At 67.4% G+C, this 16,469-nt stretch carries 15 protein-coding genes; all 15 read left to right on the top strand.

Features of this window, described 5'->3' with window-relative positions:
- Nucleotides 1-18: 18 nt before the first annotated feature.
- The 15 genes from F790_RS0109230 (at nt 19) to lpxK (ending at nt 16,462) form a co-directional block, all read left to right on the top strand.
- Entirely contained in the window at nt 19-3,903 is a 3,885-nt protein-coding gene (locus F790_RS0109230; protein WP_019591474.1) for an efflux RND transporter permease subunit, read from the top strand.
- A 33-nt stretch (nt 3,904-3,936) separates the two neighbouring features.
- Nucleotides 3,937-4,629 carry a hypothetical protein gene (locus tag F790_RS0109225; protein WP_019570060.1) on the top strand — a complete coding sequence of 231 codons (693 nt, stop codon included), beginning with the start codon at nt 3,937-3,939 and terminating at the stop codon, nt 4,627-4,629.
- 563 nt (nt 4,630-5,192) lie between these two features.
- Nucleotides 5,193-5,630, top strand: a complete 438-nt coding sequence (locus F790_RS0109220; RefSeq protein ID WP_019022161.1) for a sulfur globule family protein — start codon at nt 5,193-5,195, stop codon at nt 5,628-5,630.
- Between the two features lie 87 nt (nt 5,631-5,717).
- Entirely contained in the window at nt 5,718-6,356 is a 639-nt protein-coding gene (locus F790_RS0109215) for a ParA family protein (RefSeq protein ID WP_019591473.1), read from the top strand.
- Between the two features lie 3 nt (nt 6,357-6,359).
- Nucleotides 6,360-6,956, top strand: coding sequence for a hypothetical protein (locus F790_RS0109210; RefSeq protein WP_019591472.1), 597 nt, complete (start codon nt 6,360-6,362; stop codon nt 6,954-6,956).
- Between the two features lie 53 nt (nt 6,957-7,009).
- Nucleotides 7,010-7,558 carry a hypothetical protein gene (locus F790_RS0109205; protein ID WP_018869584.1) on the top strand — a complete coding sequence of 183 codons (549 nt, stop codon included), beginning with the start codon at nt 7,010-7,012 and terminating at the stop codon, nt 7,556-7,558.
- A 45-nt stretch (nt 7,559-7,603) separates the two neighbouring features.
- On the top strand, nt 7,604-9,175 hold the full coding sequence (locus F790_RS0109200; RefSeq protein WP_019591471.1) for a dynamin family protein: 1,572 nt from the start codon (nt 7,604-7,606) through the stop codon (nt 9,173-9,175).
- A gap of 335 nt (nt 9,176-9,510) precedes the next feature.
- Nucleotides 9,511-9,984, top strand: coding sequence for a DsrE/DsrF/DrsH-like family protein (locus F790_RS0109195; RefSeq protein ID WP_018869582.1), 474 nt, complete (start codon nt 9,511-9,513; stop codon nt 9,982-9,984).
- 130 nt (nt 9,985-10,114) lie between these two features.
- A complete protein-coding gene (cysM, locus tag F790_RS0109190; protein WP_019591470.1) occupies nt 10,115-11,023 on the top strand; it encodes a cysteine synthase CysM in 909 nt (302 codons plus the stop codon).
- Between the two features lie 7 nt (nt 11,024-11,030).
- The gene (locus F790_RS0109185) at nt 11,031-11,822 is read left to right on the top strand and encodes a 3'-5' exonuclease (RefSeq protein WP_018869580.1); all 792 of its coding nucleotides are present in this window, start codon (nt 11,031-11,033) and stop codon (nt 11,820-11,822) included.
- A gap of 4 nt (nt 11,823-11,826) precedes the next feature.
- Nucleotides 11,827-13,152 carry a 23S rRNA (uracil(1939)-C(5))-methyltransferase RlmD gene (rlmD, locus tag F790_RS0109180; RefSeq protein WP_019591469.1) on the top strand — a complete coding sequence of 442 codons (1,326 nt, stop codon included), beginning with the start codon at nt 11,827-11,829 and terminating at the stop codon, nt 13,150-13,152.
- Nucleotides 13,153-13,193: 41 nt separating this feature from the next.
- Nucleotides 13,194-13,832 carry a MotA/TolQ/ExbB proton channel family protein gene (locus F790_RS0109175; RefSeq protein WP_018869578.1) on the top strand — a complete coding sequence of 213 codons (639 nt, stop codon included), beginning with the start codon at nt 13,194-13,196 and terminating at the stop codon, nt 13,830-13,832.
- The gene (locus F790_RS0109170; RefSeq protein ID WP_018869577.1) at nt 13,829-14,266 is read left to right on the top strand and encodes a biopolymer transporter ExbD; all 438 of its coding nucleotides are present in this window, start codon (nt 13,829-13,831) and stop codon (nt 14,264-14,266) included. Before F790_RS0109175 ends, F790_RS0109170 begins: the two co-directional genes overlap by 4 nt.
- Before the next feature lie 5 nt (nt 14,267-14,271).
- A complete protein-coding gene (locus tag F790_RS0109165) occupies nt 14,272-15,420 on the top strand; it encodes a glycosyltransferase N-terminal domain-containing protein (RefSeq protein ID WP_019591468.1) in 1,149 nt (382 codons plus the stop codon).
- A 28-nt stretch (nt 15,421-15,448) separates the two neighbouring features.
- Nucleotides 15,449-16,462: a tetraacyldisaccharide 4'-kinase gene (gene lpxK / locus F790_RS0109160; protein ID WP_019591467.1), complete on the top strand. Its 1,014-nt coding sequence runs from the start codon at nt 15,449-15,451 to the stop codon at nt 16,460-16,462.
- Nucleotides 16,463-16,469 lie beyond the last annotated feature (7 nt).

Below are 16,469 nucleotides of genomic sequence, written 5' to 3'. Positions count from 1 at the left end.
AGGACGTTCGCGCCAGACATGAGCGATCAGGAACCTCGCAATCAGGAACGGCCCGGCGCTCACGCGACCGATCCCGGCATCGCCGGGCGCATGGCCCGCGCATTCGTCCATTCGCCGCTGTCGCCGCTGCTGCTGCTGGCCAGCATCGCGATCGGCATCCTCGGCCTGATCGTGACGCCACGCCAGGAAGACCCGCAGATCTCGGTCCCGATGGTCGACATCATGGTGGAGTATCCGGGCGTACCGTCGGAGCAGGTGGCCAGTCTGGCCGCGCGGCCGCTGGAACGCCTGATGAGCGAGCTCTCGGGGGTCGACAACGTATATTCGGTGTCGCATCGCGGCGAAGCCATGGTCACCGTGCAGTTCGACGTCGGCGAGGAGATGGAATCCTCGGTGGTGAAGGTCCACGACAAGCTGATGTCGAATCGCGACCTGATGCCTCCGGGCGTCAGCGAGCCGATGGTGAAGCCCAAGGGTGCGGATGACGTGCCGGTGGTGACGCTGACCTTCTGGTCGCACGAGGTCGATGACGCGATGCTGCGCCAGATCGCCCTGGACGCGCAGCAGCAACTCAACGAGGTACCCGACACCGCGCAGAGCTTCGTGGTCAGTGGCCGCGAGGAGAAGCTGCGCATCGAGGTGCGGCCGGAACGACTGGAAGGTTACGGGGTCACCCTGGATCAGATCGCGGGCGCGGTGCGGCAGGCCAATTCCGAACGCGGCGCGGGCGCGATCGAGGCGGGTGGGCGACACATGTCGGTGCACACCGGCTCGTTCCTGACCAGTGCCGAGGATGTCGAACGCCTGCTGATCTCGGTGGAAGACGGTCGCCCGGTCTATCTGCGCGACGTGGCCGACGTGAGTTATGGCCCGGGGGAGGTGGATCGCTTCGTGCGTCACTATTCCGGCCCGGCTGCCGAGGCGCCCGATGCCGCACCGGAGGGTGCGTCCGCCGTGACCCTCGCGATCGCCAAGAAGCCCGGCAGTAACGGGGTCACGGTCGCCAATGGCGTGCTCGAACGCCTGGAGCGCCTGAAGGGCTCCGCCATCCCCGACAACGTGGGCGTCGAGATCTCGCGCGACTACGGCAAGACGGCCAACGAAAAGGTCAATGAGCTGATCTTCAAGCTCTTTGTCGCGACCTTCGCGGTGACTCTGCTGGTCGCGCTGTTCCTCGGGCTGCGCGCCGCGCTGGTGGTGCTGATCGTGATTCCGGTGGTGATCCTGTTCACCGTGTTCAGCGCGTGGCTGCTCGACTACACCATCGACCGGGTGAGCCTGTTCGCGCTGATCTTCGCGATCGGGATCCTCGTGGACGATGCCATCGTCGTGGTGGAGAACATCTACCGCCGCTGGCTGATGAAGCGCGGCCTGGATGCCGAAACCAACGTGGACGCGGTACGCGAGGTCGGCAACCCGACGATCCTGGCGACCTTTACCGTGATCGCGGCGCTCCTGCCCATGGGCTTCGTCTCCGGGATGATGGGTCCCTACATGCAGCCGATCCCGGTTCTGGGGTCGGTCGCCATGCTGTTCTCGCTGGTCGCGGCCTTCGTGTTCACCCCGTGGCTGACCCAGCGGCTGCGCCCGAGCATGGCCTACCTGGAGAAGGCCACCGAAAAGGAACACCGGCAGGCCGAGCGGCTGGGCACGTTCTTCCGCCGGGTGATCCCCGGGCTGGCGGACAATCCCGCCCGGGGCTACGCCTTCCTGGCCGGGATCGTGGTGGTGTTCTTCCTGATGGCCAGCCTGTTCTACACCACGGATGTCCGGGTGAAGATGCTGCCGCTGGACAACAAGCCCGAATTCCAGGTGATGATCAATTTCCCCGAGGGCACGGCGCTGACCGAGACGGCCTCGCTCAGCGAAGCGATGGTGGCGGAACTGCGGGAGTTCGAGGAAGTGACCGGGCTGCAGGCGTATGTCGGCACTGCAGCGCCGTTCAATTTCAATGGTCTGGTGCGTCATTACTACCTGCGCCAGGACCCCTGGCTGGGCGACATCCAGGTTCAGCTGGTGGACAAGGGCGATCGCGCGCGCTCCAGCCACGAGATCGCCACCGAGGCCCGTGAGCGTCTGACACCACTGGCCCGCGAGGCGGGTGCGCGCATCGAAGTGGTGGAGATGCCGCCGGGGCCCCCGGTCCTGCAGTCGGTGGTCGCCGAGGTCTATGGCCCGGATGCCGATACCCGGCGTCAGGTCGCGCGCGACCTGGAAGAAATGTTCCGCGGGGCCGAACACGTGGCGGACGTCGACAGCTTCCTGCAGGCCCCGCACGACGTCTGGCATTTCGATGTGGACCGTGACAAGGCCCTGCGCCGTGGTGTCACCGTGGAGACCGTGAACCAGACGCTGGAGGCCGCGATCGGTGGCCGGGTTCTGGGCGACATCAAGGCGCGTTCGCTGGTGGAGCCGCACCTGATCGAGCTGCGCCTGCCACGCCCCACACGTTCCGATATCGGGCGTCTGGAACAGCTGCCGGTGGCCTCGCAGCATGGCGGGACGGTCAGCCTGGGCGAGCTGGGCCGGTTCGTCGAGCGCCCGCAGGACGAACCCATCTATCACAAGAACCTGCGGCCGGTGGAGTATGTCACCGGCGAAGTGGTGGGGCGTCTGGCGGCACCGGTCTACGGGATGCTCGAGGTACAGGAGCAACTCGCCGATTACGAGCTTCCCGACGGCAGCCGGGTGCAGCCGCACTGGCTGGGGCCGCCGCCGAACGACGGGTCCACGGCGTTCGAATGGGCCGGCGAATGGACGGTCACCTACGAGACCTTCCGCGACATGGGTATCGCGTTCGCCATCGCCCTGATTCTCATCTACATGCTGGTGGTCTGGGAGTTCGGCAACTTCGTGCTGCCGGGCATCATCATGGCCCCGATCCCGCTGACCCTGATCGGGATCATTCCGGGCCACTGGCTGTTCAACGCCGAATTCACCGCGACTTCGATGATCGGGTTCATCGCCCTGGCAGGGATCATCGTGCGCAATTCCATCTTGCTGGTCGATTTCGGCCGCCAGGCGGTGGATCAGGGACATGACGTCCGCGAGGCGATGATCCTCGCCTGTCAGGCGCGCACGCGGCCCATCGTCATCACCGCGTTCGCACTGCTCGCCGGTTCCAGCGTCATCCTGTTCGACCCCATTTTCCAGGGCATGGCGATCTCGCTGATGTTCGGGACCATCGTGGCCACGCTGCTGACCCTGGTCGTCATCCCGCTGGGCTGCATCTCCGGGCGGCGCGCGTTCTGTCCCGCCTCACTGGAAGACGGCGACGGCACCAACGGCTCCGGCTGTGCTACCCCGACGAATGGCAGTGCCGGGACCGGCCGTGACGACAATCCCTTCGGCCCGGCCGAGGGCGGACCGGTCACGCGCGCAGTCCAGTACTTCGGGCTCTACCTGCGCTGCCTGGCGGTCGCCTTCGTCGAGGGCATGCGCGACCTGTTCCTGGCCTTGCTGAAGCTGGTGCGCGGACGTTTCGGGACGCGCCCGGGGCCGGGCGGTGGCCCGGGATCCGGCGGTTCCGGCTCGGGCTCCGGGCCTTTTCCAGCCCCGTCGTCCGGTCCTGCGCCGGGTCCCCCCGCGTCGGGGGCCTCGGACGGCCCCTCCGGCCGTGAAGGGGACGCGGGCGCGAACGCCGAATCCACGCCGGACGACGGGCTTGGATCGAAGGAGGGAGATACGGAGGCGCCGCGGAAATCCGGAAGCGATTCCCGTTCCGCCGGATCGGAGAACTCCGGGACGAGTGCGCCGCCGGATCACGATTCCACCACGGATTCCACCACGACGGACCAGAAGTCGGACTCGGGGGAAGACCAAAAAGACGCGTCGTCTCCGGAGGACGGTCCCGGTGCACGCCAGTCGGGTGGCCGCCGACGCCGGGGTATTCGGCTGAAATGAGCAATCACTGAAAGAACCTCAAGGAGGTTAATGATGAAGAAGCGATTCAACGCACGCATGCTCGGTCTGGCCATGGCCGGCGCCGCAGTGGTCTCGATGTCCGTGCTGGGCGCGGCCCAGGCGGAAGAAGGGAACCAGGGCGCTCAGGGGCAGCCGATGGCCCAGCATGCTCCGGTTCCCGGGCCCTGGGGCCAGCCGGGTCCGTATGGACAGGGCATGGGCGGGCATCAGGGCGGCGAAATGATGCAGCGTCGCGATGCCTCCGGTGACTTCAGCTTCGGCATGTCCGGGCGCAGCCACGGGCAGGGCTACGGTCAGGGCCGCGGTCATGGCTACGGTCACGGCTATGGCCCCGGCCATGGGTACGGGCCCGGTCATGGCCCCGGCTACGGGTACGGTCCGCAGCAGGGCCATGGCCCCGGCATGATGCACGGCCCCGCGTACGGGCCCGGCCATGGCGCCGGCATGCGCGGTCCGGCGGCGTACGGCCAGATGCCGGAGTTCGACCCCGAAGATCTGCCCGAGGACATGCCGGAGGAGATGCGCGAGCGCATCGAGAAGATGCATGCCGAGCGGCAGGAACGCATCGAGGAAATGGAAGCCATGCGCGAGGCCCGGATGGAGGCGATGAAGAAGGGGCGCCAGGCCTACATGGAGGAGATGGAACGCCAGCGCGAGATGCGCATGGAGCAGATGGAAGAGCGTCGCGACTCGGGGGATTACTGAGCACCGGGTGACGCATGGGAGCGAGGCGAATGGCGTTCGGAAGCAACGGCATGCAACCGGGAGCAACGGCGGGGCGGAGCGTCCTGCTGCTCGCCCTGGTGACGGTCGGATTGATCGTGGCCGCTGCGGCCGCCGAGGCCCGGGAACGCCACAATCCGTGGCATGCCGGACCGCCATCCGCGGCCGATGCGGGGGAGCCGGGAGGTTTTTCCCGGGGCGAACCCCGGTCGGCCGGATCGTTCCCTCCGCCGGACTACGATCCGGCCCGGCGGGGACGCGAGGAGCGCTCGCGCGTTCCCGCAGGTGAAGCACGCCCGGCTCCGGGGATGTCGCCCTACGGTTACGGGTTCAGTCCGTATCCGTATGGCGGCCACCGGGGACCGGGGGCAAGTGAACCGGGCATGTCGGGGTACGGATTCCCGTTCTTTGGCGGCCCGGGCGCATGGGGACCCTTTTCGGGGCCCTGAATCACCTGCCTTCGGGCAGGGTCCGGTGCGTGATCGCCCTCCGCGCATCGGTGGCAGAAATGGGAGGGCATGTCTCCGATAGGAGGAGGTAACACTATGAGCAAGTTTCTGAAAGCAGCCGTTCTTGCGGCATCCATGGCCGGTCTGGCCGCTGCCCCGATGATGGCTTCCGCGCAGTGGGGCGGGCCGGGCTATGGTGGTCCGGGCTACGGGGCTCCCTACGGTCCCGGTTATGGCTACGGCCCCGGCTACGGTGGCATGCCGTTCTTTGGCGGTCCGGGTTACGGCCGCGGCCACAACATGGGCGACATGTTCGGCGACATGATGGGCGATTTCGACTTCTCCGCCCGCGGTCGCGGTCATGGTCACGGCTACGGTCACGGCCGTGGTGACGGCTACGGCTATGGTCGTGGTCATGGCTACGGTCCCGGCTACTATGGCCATCCGGGCTACGGTTACGGCCCCGGCCACGGCTATGGCCCGCAGCAAGGTATGCCGCAGCAGGGCATGCCGCAGCAGCAGCAAGAGCAGTGATCTGCTCGCACGGGCTCGCCCGTGCATGATCGGCTGCCCGGTTCGCCGGGCAGCCCGTTTTAGAATTCAATGGATCCGGGAGCCGCAATGCTGACCGTGGTGGCCAACCTCAAGGGCGGAACGGGCAAGAGCACCGTCGCTTTCAATCTCGCGCTCTGGCTGCTCGCGAAAGGGCACCGCGTACAGGCCGTGGACCTGGATCCGCAGGGGACTCTCGGCGATGTCCTGGAAGTGCGGCAGGAGGAGGGGTACAGCCCCGCGCTCCCCGCCACGACCGATGCCGACGTCGCGCTGGGTCGGCAGGGGGATTTCGATCACTGGCTGGTGGACGTCGGGCCCTCCGCCATGGACACCCTGATGCAGGCGGTCGCCGCCGCGGACCGGGTGCTGATCCCCGTGCCGCCGAGTCAGGCCGACGTGTGGTCCACTCACCGTTTCGTGCGCGAGATCCAGGAGCTTCGGACCAATCGCGAAACCGGCCCCGGCATCGAGGTGTTCATCAATCGCGCCGATACGCACCAGTTCGTGCGCGAGACCGAGGAGACTGCGGAGGCCCTGCAGCAGATCGAGGGTATCCGTTTTCTGCGCCCTCGGCTGAAGCAGCGCACGGCCTTCCGGCGGTCGTTCAGCGAGGGTCTCGCGGTGAACGAGCTGGAGCCTTCCGGCAAGGCGGCGGAGGAGCTGGACCGACTGGCCCGGGCGATTTTCGGACAGGAAACGAGGTGACAAATGGAATCAGGTGAAGACAAGCCGCGCCACGGTTTCATCAATCGCTACTGGGTGCTGATCGTGATCGTCCTCTGGTTGATCGCCTGGTCCGCCCGTGACTGGCTGGCGCCGGCCGAGCCGGAGGACCCGCCCGCGGAGTCCGGCGTGGTCCTGGAGGAAGAGCCTTCTGCCGAGGACCAGGAAGCTGCCCGGGAAGAAGCTGCCCGGGAAGAAGCTGCTCGGGAAGAAGCTGCTCGGGAAGAAGCGGACAGGGAAGAAGCCGCCAGGGAAGAAGCCGTGGAGGAGCCGGTGGAGGTCGAGGCGCTGCTGACCGAAGCACGGGAGACGTACTGGCGCGAGGGTGCCGCAGCCGCGAGGACCGTCCTCGAAGGCGGGCTGGAAACGCAGGCGTACGAAAGCCGGGAACGGGCGGACATCCTCGGGGAACTGGGCAATCTGCAATACGCCACCGGCGACGTTGAAGCCGCCATGGGAAGCTGGGACCGGGCGCTGGAGAAGCTTCCGGAGGGCGAACGCCGGGCGATGATGGCCCCACTGCGTCCGATCTATTCCCGGCATCATCCGCAAGGGGCGGACCACCTGGAACGGTTCCGCTGAGGTTTGCGGCACCCTCCACATCACGTGTGCTGTAGTCACCGACCGGAGGAACGATGGGTGCGAAAGACAGGCCAGCTGACGGCGACAGTCAGTATTACGAGGTCAAGGAAGAGGCGGACGATGCGCAACGACGGGCCCGGCGACTCGAACTGATCGTCTATGCTTCCCTGGTCGCATTCGTCGTGCTGGCGGTGTACGGTTTCTGGTTGATCACCAGCCTGACCCGGGACGTGTCACAGCTGACCGAGGAGATCTCCTCGATGACCCGGGTGGTGGACCGCGACATGTCGGCGATTGTGCGCCACATGGAGGCGATGGAGGGCCGCATGGTGGACATTGCCGGGTCCACGGCCGAGATGGAGCAGAGCGTTGCGTCCATCAGCGAGGACACCGGCCGCATGAGCACGGACATCGGGTCGATGACCCGGGATACCGAGGTCATGGCCGGGTCCGTGATCGGCATGCAGCGCGACATGTGGAGCCTGAATCGCAACGTGGGCGGTCCCATGGGTATGATGAACATGTTCAACCCACTCTCGGGGCAGGGCGGTCCCTATCCGGGGTCGGGCGGTCCCTACCGTCCGCCGTCGGCGCCGCGCTAGCCGTGCGCGCGGTCTGCCCGGGCCCGAACCAATACGGAGATCGGAATGTTCAATCGACCTGGCAGCCGCGTCCGCAAGCAGCTCAAGCTCCTGAGTGACCGTCTGGCGGAGGAAAACCCGGTCCTCGAGGGCGTGGTCAATCCGTTCCGGGAGCTGGATCGGGTCGGATATGCCTCGGGCCTGCTGGATCCGGAAGAAGAGTCCTACGCCTTCACCATTTCCTGGTGGCCGATGATCTCGGTCCTGGGGACCTTCTCCTCGGGCAAGTCCACGTTCATCAACGAGTTCGTGGGCGATACCGTGCAGCGCAGCGGCAGCCAGGCGGTGGACGACAAGTTCACCGTGATCTCCTACGGCGGCAGCGAACGGGTGCAGGAACTCCCCGGGCTGGCGCTCGACGGAGATCCGCGCTTCCCGTTCTATCGGGTCTCCGACGAGATCGAACGCATCACCGATGGCGGCGGGCGTACGGTGGATCATTTCCTGGCGATGAAGACCGCGCGATCGGAGCAGCTGCGCGGACGCATCCTGATCGACTCGCCCGGGTTCGATGCCGACGAGCAGCGCACCACCATCCTGCAGCTGACCGACCACATCATCGATCTGTCGGATCTGGTGCTGGTGTTCTTCGACGCACGGCACCCCGAACCCGGCGCCATGCGCGACACCCTGGAGCACCTGGTCAACCGGGTGGCCGAACGCAACGATTTCACCAAGCTGGTGTTCATCCTCAACCAGATCGACACGACCTGGCGCGAGGACAACCTCGAGGAAGTCGTCGCAGCCTGGCAGCGCGCGGTGGTGCGCCAGGGGAATGCAACCGGGCGTTTCTACTGTATCTACAACGAAAGCGGCGCGGTGGAGATCGGTGACCCGCAGGTGCGCGAGCGCTATGAGGAAAAATCCGCGCACGACCGTGAGGAGATCCACGCCAAGATCCGCGAGATCAGTTCTTCACGGTCGTACCGGATTATCGGGGCCCTGCAGGCGATCGCCGAATCCATCGAGATGGATGCCCTGCCGGCGATCAAACGCAGTCTGGATCGCTGGCGGCGCCGTGTACTGCAGTTCGACGCCGGCATGATGGGGGTGCTGGTGGCGGTGCTGGCCGTGATCGGCTACCAGGCGACCGACGGTGTCCGCCCGTGGATCGATGGCCGGGTGTGGCAGACCCTGCTGGACAACCCGTGGTGGACGTCGCTGGGCGTGGTGCTGGTTCTCGGCGCGCTGGGCGGTATCCATTTCTTCAACCGTCGCTGGCTCGCACGGCGGATTGCACGCGAGCTGCCGAAGGAATCGGCGGCCGGGAACTGGCAGGCGGCCTTTCTCAAGAGTACCCGGCCGATGCGTTCGCTGTTCGCACGGGGGCCGCGCGGTCTGGGGCGGCGGAGCCTGGCACGGCTGCATCGCCTCCGTGATCAGGCCGAGGCCTACATCCAGAAGCTCAACAACCAGTTCGTGGACGCGAGCCCCGTGGACCCCGGCAGTGGCCGGGCCTCGGCGGCGGATGTTCATCGACCGGCGGAGGCGGCCGAACGGCGGCCGGCGCCGGAATCCGGGCCGGGTCAGGAGGGTGCGGCCGAGGGCAGTGATGCAGGGAGCAGCGGAACGCGGTAGGCTTCGGTCGGCTTGAGCCGGTGCCTGTCTGCCGCCGACAACAAGCGAATCGGTCACCGATGTGCACGGACCGCGTGCCATCCGCACCGAAGGAGGAGAGCAATGACCGTACTGGCGTGGGTCATGTTTGCGCTGGCAATGATTCTGGTACCGATTTCGGTCTGGGCCAGTCTTGCCGCCCTGGGTGTTTGCGCGGGTTGCGCCCTGATTCGGGACTGGCGACGAGCGCGCCAGGGTTCCGGACACTGAGAATCCGCACTTCACGCCATTCGGAGCCGGGTGGTGCAGGGGGCGCCACCCGGCTTCGCCATGTATAACAACAGGAGGAAAACTCAATGAGCGACGAACAGAAGAAAATGGCCATCATCGCGACCAAGGGCAGCCTGGACTGGGGGTATCCCCCGTTCATCCTGGCCTCGACCGCGGCGGCCCTGGGCTATGAGTGCGAGATCTTCTTTACCTTCTATGGCCTGAAGCTGCTGGAGAAAAAGCTGGATCTTCAGGTGACCTCACTGGGCAATCCGGGCATGCCCATGCCCATGCCCATGCCGGTTCTTGTGCAGGCCCTGCCGGGGATGCAGAAGATGATGACCGTGATGATGAAGAAGAAGATGAAGGCGAAGGGCGTCTCCGATCTGGAGGATCTGCGCGAGCTGTGCCAGGAGGCCGAAGTGCGCATGATCGCCTGCCAGATGACGGTGGACCTGTTCGAAATGGACACCAGTCACTTCATTGATGGCGTGGAATATGCCGGGGCGGCGGCGTTCTTCGAGTTCGCCGGAGATTCCGACATCTGCCTGTTCATGTAAACGGGCGGGGCGTTCGCGCCATCCGGGCCCCGGAGCCGAGCTCCGGGGCCTTTTTGTTGGCGGGGTTCACGTCGCATTCGTCGTGCCCGCGGACCCGCAAAGCCTGCGTGAGTCGTTATACTCTGCGGCCATGAAACGACTGCATCCCGATTCCTTTCCGACCCTCGAGGATTTCGTCGGCAACACGCCGCTGGTGCGCCTGCAGCGCCTGGCCGCGGATCTGCCGTCGACCGTGCTGGTAAAGCTCGAGGGCAATAACCCCGCCGGTTCGGTCAAGGACCGGCCCGCGGTCAACATGATCCGTGCCGCCGAGCAGCGCGGCGACATCCGTCCCGGCGATACCCTGATCGAGGCCACCTCCGGCAATACCGGCATCGCGCTGGCGATGGCGGCCGCGATCAAGGGCTATCGCATGATCCTGATCATGCCGGACAACATGTCGGCCGAACGGCGCGCGTCGATGAAGGCCTATGGAGCCGAGCTCAAGCTGGTCACGCGCGAGGAAAGCATGGAAGGGGCGCGTGATCTCGCTCAGCGCATGGCGGACGCGGGAGAAGGCTTCCTGCTTAACCAGTTCGGCAATCCCGACAATCCCAATGCGCATTATCAGGGCACCGGGCCGGAGATCTGGCGCGACACCGAGGGCACGGTCAGCCATTTCGTGTCTTCCATGGGCACCACCGGGACCATCATGGGGGTTTCGCGGTACCTGAAGGAGCGCGATCCGGAGATCGAGATCGTCGGCGTGCAGCCGGGAGAAGGGGCTTCCATCCCGGGGATCCGGCGCTGGCCCGAGGCCTATCTGCCGACGATCTTCGAGGCCGCGCGGGTGGACCGCACCGTGGACGTGACCCAGGAGGAAGCGGAGACCACCATGCGCCGGCTGGCGGCAGAGGAAGGCATCTTTGCCGGGGTGTCGTCCGGCGGCGCGGTGGCGGCCACCCTGAAGCTCGCCGCACAGGTCGAAGGCGGAACCTTCGTGGCCATTATCTGCGATCGCGGCGACCGCTACATTTCCACCGGCGTCTACCCCGACTGAGGCTGGCATGTCTGCTCCCGTACTGGTTTTTGACCTGGAAACGGTGCCCGATATCGAGGGCGCGCGCCGGCTGTACGACTTTGATGGCCTGACCGACCGGGAGGTCGCGGATGCGCTGTTCGCGATGCGCCGCGCGCAGACCGGCTCGGAATTCCTGCGCCATCCGCTGCATCGCATCGTGTCCATCGGGGTGCTGTACCAAGGCGGGGAAGCGCTCAAGCTGTCGGCCTTCGGCCGCGACGGCGAGGACGGGCACACGCCGGACGAGGCCGAACTGCTGCGCCAGTTCTTCGGCGTGATCGACCAGCGCACGCCCACGCTGGTGAGCTGGAACGGGAGTGGCTTCGACCTGCCGGTGCTGCACTACCGCGCGCTGGTCAATGGCGTGCAGGCGCCGCGGTACTGGGAGCAGGGCGACGACGACCGCGAGTTCCGCTACAACAACTACCTGTCGCGCTTCCACTGGCGCCATGTCGACCTGATGGACGTGCTCGCCGGCTTTCAGGGCCGCGCGGTGACCGGACTGGACACCATGGCCAGCCTGCTGGGTTTCCCCGGCAAGCTGGGTATGGACGGCTCCATGGTCTGGCCGGCATGGCGCGACGGACGCGCCGGCGAGATCCACGACTACGTGGAGCACGACGTGCTCAATACCTACCTCGTGTGGCTGCGCTTCGAGCACATGCGGGGGCACCTGACCGACGATGCGCTGAAGTCCCGCCAGGACCAGCTGGCGGATTACCTGGCCGCCAGCCCGGCGGAGCACCACCTTGAATTTCTCGAAGCCTGGCGGGGCTGACGGCATGGGCAAGAAGATCGACCGCACACCGTTCGAGGCCGTGATCGAGGACGTTACCCTCGATGGCCAGGGCGTGATCCGGCGTGACGGCAAGGCCTGTTTCGTGCACGGGGCACTGGCCGGCGAGCGGGTGCGCGCGGTGCAGACCGGGCGCAAGCGCCGTTTTGATATGGCTGAAGTGGTGGAGGTGCTGGAGCCCGCGGCCGGCCGTGTGGATCCGCCCTGCGCATTCTTCGGTCTGTGCGGCGGCTGCAAGCTGCAGCACGCCTCGATCGACCTGCAGCGCGAGATCAAGGAACAGGCCCTGTTCGATGCGCTGGAGCGGATCGGGCACGTGACGCCCGAGGCGCGGTTCGAGCCGCTGACCGGGGCGACCCTGGGCTATCGGCGAACGGCCCGGCTGGGCGCGAAGCATGTCCCGAAGAAGGGCGGGACCCTGGTCGGGTTTCGTGAACGGGGCAGTCCCTATCTGGCGGAGATGGACCACTGCGAGGTGCTGCATCCGGCGGTGGGGCACCGCATCCGTGCGCTGCGGGAGCTGCTGGACGGCCTGCAGGCGCGTGACCGGATCCCGCAGATCGAGGTCGGCGTGGATGACGACGACCGCGTGGCGCTGGTGTTTCGTCATCTCGATCCGCTGGCCGATGCCGATCGGGCGCGGCTGGCGGCCTGGGCCGAGGAGGAACGGATCGGCGTGTTCCTGCAGTCGGGCGGGCCGGAGACCGTGGTCCATCTGGCGGGGCCGGATGCCCCGCTGGTCTACCGGCACCCGGATTTCGGCGTGGAGGTCGGTTTCACGCCCATGGATTTCGTCCAGGTCCACCCCGAGGTCAACCGTGCCATGGTGCGCCAGGCGGTGGCCGCCATGGAGCTGGAGCCGGAGCACCGGGTGCTGGACCTGTTCTGCGGGCTGGGCAACCTGACCCTGCCGCTGGCGACCCGGGCGGCCGAGGTGACCGGGGTCGAGGTGGATGATGCGATGCTCGCGCGGGCAGCGGACAGCGCGCGCGGGCAGGGGATCGACAACACTCGCTATGCCCGCGCCGACCTGGACGACGCCGAGGCACTCTCGCGGGCCGACTGGCTGCACGAGGACTGGGACCGGGTCCTGCTCGATCCCCCGCGCACCGGGGCGGCCGCCGCCGTGGAGGCGCTGGGCCCGCGCCGGATCGAGCGCATGGTCTACGTGTCCTGCAACCCGGCGACCCTGGCCCGTGACGCCGAACGTCTGGTGCATCATCATGGCTACCGGCTGGAACGGGCCGGGATCATGGACATGTTCCCGCACACCGCGCACGTGGAATCCATGGCCGTCTTTTCCCGGGCCTGAGGGCGCGGCCGGATCGCGTGGTAACTCCAAGGAGGCAGTGAATGCTCGAGATCGTGAAAAGTGGCGGCTGGCTGATGGTGCCGATCCTGCTGTGCTCGGTGCTGGCCGTGGCGATCATCCTGGAACGTTTTATCTCGCTGCGGCGAGGGCGAGTGGTACCGCAGGGCCTGCTGGCGCGCGTATGGGAACAGATGCGCGAACACGGCCTGTCGATGGAGGACATCGAGCGCCTGCGTGAAAATTCCCCGCTGGGGGCCGTGCTGGCCGCGGGTCTGGCGACCCATGACCGTACCCGCCAGATTACCCAGGAAAGCATCGAGGAGGCGGGCCGGCGGGTGGCCCATGAACTCGAACGCTACATGAACACCCTCGGCACCATCGCGATGATCACGCCGCTGCTGGGGCTGCTGGGCACCGTGGTCGGCATGATCGAGGTCTTCACGGTGGTCACCGAGATCGGCGTGGGCAGCCCGCGGGATCTGGCCGGCGGCATCTCGCAGGCGCTGATCACCACCGCCACCGGCATCGGGATCGCGATTCCGGCGCTGATCTTCCATCGCTACTTCCGCGGCCGGATCGACGAGCTGGTGCTGGAGATGGAGCAGGAAGCCACCAAGCTGGTCGAGATCATGCACGGCGAGCGCAGTGCCAGCAGCGTCGAGGCCGGAGGCCGGGCGTGAAGTTCCGCCCGCCCACACAACGCGAGGAGCCCGGCGTCAATCTCACGCCGCTGATCGATGTGGTGTTCCTGCTGCTGATCTTCTTCATGGTCTCCACCACGTTCGACCGGCACGCCGACATCGACATCACCCTGCCATCGGCCGACCGGGAAGCGGAACAGGTGGACGATCGCGCCTGGATCGACATCGTGGTGGACGCCGACGGCCGTTATTTCGTGGACGGGCGGGAACTGGTGAACCGTCGGGCCGAAACCCTGGAACAGGTGCTGGGCGAAGTTCTCGAGGCCCGCGGCGATGACCCCGTGGTGATCCGCGCGGACGCCAGTGCCAGTCACCAGTCGGTGGTGCGGGCGCTGGACGTGGTGGGCCGCCTCGGTGTCAGCGCGGTGTCGATCGCGACACTGGGTGATGACGGCCGGGCGGCGGACGACTGAGCGGCATGTACACGACCGAACCGGGATATGGGGCCGGACTGGCGGGAGTCTGGAGCGCGGTCGGGCGGGACTGGCGCCGCGGTGACCGGGCACGCGCGCTGGCGCGGCTGGGGTTCCTCAGTCCGCCGGAGGACCGTGGCCGCCTGATCTGGATTCGGGCCGGGGCCGACCCCGAGAGCCTGCGCCTGGGGATCGAACTGCTGGGATTCGTGCGCCACAAGCGTCAGGACGTGCGCCTGGTGCTGACCTTCGAGCGCGCCTGCCCCGAACTGTTCGAACAGCACATGCAGCCGTTTCGCAAGGTGGGCGTGGGGTACGGCCCCTGCGATCGGCCACGGGTCGTGCGCCGCGTGCTGGACCGCTTCCAGCCCGCGGGCATCATCCTGGCGGGCGGCGTGACCCCGCCCAACTTGCTGGAAGCCACACAGGCCCCGGTGATCGCGGTGAACGCGGCACCGCCGGCGCGGCCGGCGGCGCGGGGTCTGGAGCTGGCCTGGCCCCGCGATCCGGAAGAGAGCCGGCGCTGGAATGAGCACGCCGGCGACGGCGGTGCCGCGCGGTGGCTGGAACCGGCGGATCCGATGGCGCGTTTCGTCGAAGCGCAGGCGGATGTGGTCCTGCGCTCGCTGGTGGGTGGCGAGGTACGCCGGCTGTGGTGGTGGCACGGCACTGCGGCCGGCTGGCCGGCCTGGCGCGCCGCCTGGGAGGCCTCCGGTTTCGCGGAGGAGGACATCCTGCTGGCCAGTCTGGAAGAGGACCCCGGTCACCCGCTGCCGGGGCGTTCATTGCGGGTGAGCGAATGGGATCGCAATGCGCTCGCGCCCGGGAATGTCGTGCAGCTGGACGACCCGCGCTGGTTCGCCGCGGCGGCCAGCGCGGCGCAGGCGGTGCATCTGGATGCCCCGGGATCGCGGGTGCTGTGGCAGGCGCTTGCGGGCGGGACCGCGGTCAGTCTCGGGCGCGAAGGGACCCTGGAACTGCCGGTGGAGGTGCACGCCGATCCGCAGGCGGTGCTGGCCCGCTGGACGGCGTTGCGCGACGATGCCGCCGTCCGCCGGCAGCTTGGGGATGCCGCCCGCCGCCGGTTCTGGGACGAGCGCCGGCGGGTGGATGACCATTTCGAGACGCTGCTGGCCGAGGTCTGGGACTGGTGAGCCCGTCGCCGGGGAACGGAGGCCGCGCATGAATACGGCCTGGCTGAGTCGATGGTGGTGGCGGCACTGGAGCCACCGCGGCCCGGTGGCCGCGACGTTGTATCCCCTGTCGCTGGCCTACGCCGGACTTGCGGAATACAACCGCATGCGCCTGGAAGAGATCCGCCGGACTACCCGACTGCCGCTGAAGGCGGTGATCGTGGTCGGGAATCTGACGGTCGGCGGCAGCGGCAAGACCCCGATGACGGACTGGCTGGCGCGGCGTCTGACGGAGGCGGGATATCGTCCGGGCATCGTGTCCCGTGGCTATGGCCGGCGTGGCGAGGCGGGGCAGGCGGTGCATCCGGATTCGGATCCGTCCGAGGTCGGGGACGAGCCCGTGCTGCTGGCCCGACGGACCCGGCTGCCGGTCCAGGTGGACCGCGATCGCGTGCGTGGCGCACGCGCGCTGGCCGACCGCGGCGCGGACGTGGTGATCGCCGATGACGGCATGCAGCACCATCGACTGCCACGGGATCTGACCGTGTTGATGGTGGACGGGCGCCGGGGCCTCGGCAACGGTCTGTGTCTGCCGGCCGGGCCGCTGCGCGAGCCGAAGGCGGCACGTGCGCGGGCCGATTTCGTCGTGCGGACCGGTGGCGAGGCCGGCGCCGACGAGATCCCGATGCAGCTGGTACCGGCCTCGCGCCTGCGGCGGGTGGACGGCAGTGACGAGATCATGCGCCCGAGGTTTCTGGGCGGGCAGGAGGTCCACGCGGTCGCCGGCATTGCCGACCCGGAACGTTTTTTTTCCATGCTGGAGCAGCGCGGCATCTACGTGATCCGGCACCCGTTTCCGGACCACCATCGCTTCCGCGCGCGTGATCTGGCGTTTGATGACAACCTGCCGGTTCTGATGACCGAGAAGGATGCCGTAAAATGCCGGTCGTTCGCGCAATCCCGCCACTGGTACTGGCCCGTGGCGGCCAGCCTTCCAGCCACTTTCGAGTCGGCCCTGCTGCAGCGTCTCAGGACCAGCATCCGGCTCCGCCATCTGGGGTAAGTACAAC

The sequence above is a fragment of the Thioalkalivibrio sp. ALE20 genome, from assembly GCF_000381405.1.
Classification (GTDB): Bacteria; Pseudomonadota; Gammaproteobacteria; order Ectothiorhodospirales; family Ectothiorhodospiraceae; genus Thioalkalivibrio.
Note: the sequence above shows the minus strand (reverse complement) of the source record. Positions and strands in the feature narration are given on the sequence as shown.

Excerpts from the sequence above, each read along its gene's own strand:
- F790_RS0109195 (WP_018869582.1), top strand. The coding sequence starts at position 9,511 with ATGAGCGACGAACAGAAGAAAATGGCCATCATCGCGACCAAGGGCAGC.
- F790_RS0109215 (WP_019591473.1), top strand. The coding sequence starts at position 5,718 with ATGCTGACCGTGGTGGCCAACCTCAAGGGCGGAACGGGCAAGAGCACC.
- F790_RS0109185 (WP_018869580.1), top strand. The coding sequence starts at position 11,031 with ATGTCTGCTCCCGTACTGGTTTTTGACCTGGAAACGGTGCCCGATATC.
- F790_RS0109205 (WP_018869584.1), top strand. The coding sequence starts at position 7,010 with ATGGGTGCGAAAGACAGGCCAGCTGACGGCGACAGTCAGTATTACGAG.
- lpxK (WP_019591467.1), top strand. The coding sequence starts at position 15,449 with ATGAATACGGCCTGGCTGAGTCGATGGTGGTGGCGGCACTGGAGCCAC.
- rlmD (WP_019591469.1), top strand. The coding sequence starts at position 11,827 with ATGGGCAAGAAGATCGACCGCACACCGTTCGAGGCCGTGATCGAGGAC.
- F790_RS0109210 (WP_019591472.1), top strand. The coding sequence starts at position 6,360 with ATGGAATCAGGTGAAGACAAGCCGCGCCACGGTTTCATCAATCGCTAC.
- F790_RS0109165 (WP_019591468.1), top strand. The coding sequence starts at position 14,272 with ATGTACACGACCGAACCGGGATATGGGGCCGGACTGGCGGGAGTCTGG.
- F790_RS0109230 (WP_019591474.1), top strand. The coding sequence starts at position 19 with ATGAGCGATCAGGAACCTCGCAATCAGGAACGGCCCGGCGCTCACGCG.
- F790_RS0109220 (WP_019022161.1), top strand. The coding sequence starts at position 5,193 with ATGAGCAAGTTTCTGAAAGCAGCCGTTCTTGCGGCATCCATGGCCGGT.
- F790_RS0109175 (WP_018869578.1), top strand. The coding sequence starts at position 13,194 with ATGCTCGAGATCGTGAAAAGTGGCGGCTGGCTGATGGTGCCGATCCTG.
- cysM (WP_019591470.1), top strand. The coding sequence starts at position 10,115 with ATGAAACGACTGCATCCCGATTCCTTTCCGACCCTCGAGGATTTCGTC.
- F790_RS0109225 (WP_019570060.1), top strand. The coding sequence starts at position 3,937 with ATGAAGAAGCGATTCAACGCACGCATGCTCGGTCTGGCCATGGCCGGC.
- F790_RS0109200 (WP_019591471.1), top strand. The coding sequence starts at position 7,604 with ATGTTCAATCGACCTGGCAGCCGCGTCCGCAAGCAGCTCAAGCTCCTG.